This is a genomic window from Vibrio sp. 1249-1 (assembly GCF_033340495.1).
In genome coordinates this window covers 1-1,089 of record NZ_JAWOWJ010000125.1, presented here as the reverse complement: position 1 = coordinate 1,089, position 1,089 = coordinate 1, and the positions used below count along the sequence as shown (strand labels likewise).

1 pseudogene is annotated in these 1,089 nt (G+C 46.0%); it reads left to right on the top strand.

What is annotated here, in order from left to right:
* Positions 1–20: 20 nt before the first annotated feature.
* Positions 21–1,089 (top strand): annotated as a pseudogene (locus R7Z50_RS24705) (oligoendopeptidase F); the annotation flags it as partial.

Genomic DNA, 1,089 nt, shown 5'->3' with positions numbered 1-1,089 from the left:
ATCAAAAGGAACTCTAAAAAATGACCACTCCTAGTTGGGACTTATCCATCGTTTACAACGACCTTGCCGACCCTCGAATTCAAGACGATATCGCACTTGTTGAGCAATGTATTGACCTGCTGAATAAGCAATCGCAAGATTGTGAAAATGTTGAAGTGATGCAAAATGCCATTCTGACTAACGAAGCAGCAAGTCGCTTGGCGGGCACGGTCTACAACTTCGCAAATTGCTACTCATCAGTGAACGCTACTAACGCCGAAGCGAAAGCGCTTTCTGGTCGTATGATGCGTATTTTCTCTGAATTGTCTCAAGCGTTTAGTGCTTTCGAACTTACCTTAACGCATGCAGATGATGAGTTCATTGCTCGCGTTCTCGATCACGAAAATCCAGACATCAACGGTCAAGTTTTCTCTATTATGGAGTCGAGAAAACTGGCAGATACACGCTTGAGTATGGAAGAAGAAAAGCTTTTAGCTGCGATGAGTGTGGACGGAAAATCCGCGTGGGGCAATTTGTACGACAACTTGACGGGTTCGTTAAAGGTTACGTTAGACCATGCTGATGGCACTACTGAAGAGCTCGGTTTCTCTCAAGCTGCAAGTATCCTTTACGGTTCAGAGTTTGACCGCCAAGAAGCGGCATGGCGTGGCGTCCAAAAAGCAATGGAAACGCACCAAGAGTCTTTCGCCGCGATTTTAAATGCACTTGCAGGCTGGCGTTTAACTGAAAACAAAAAGCGCTCGACTAAGCGAGACGTACACTTTTTAGAACCAAGTTTGTACGGTCGCCGCATTCAATCTGAAACCTTGCCTGCCATGATTAAAGTGGCGAAGGACAGTCGTGATATTGGTCAAAAAGCCGGTAAATTGATGGCGCAAGTGCACGGTTTGGATGAGATGAAGCCGTGGAACCACCTTGCTGCAATGCCTGCATTAAGTGGTGATGCTAAAGTCTACGATTTCAATGAAGCAATCGATGTGATTTGCGAAGCGTTTGAAACCGTCAACCCAGAGATGTCTGAGTTTGTGCGTTTGATGGTTCAAAACGGTTGGATTGATGCCGCGCCAAATGCCAATAAACGTTTGGGGG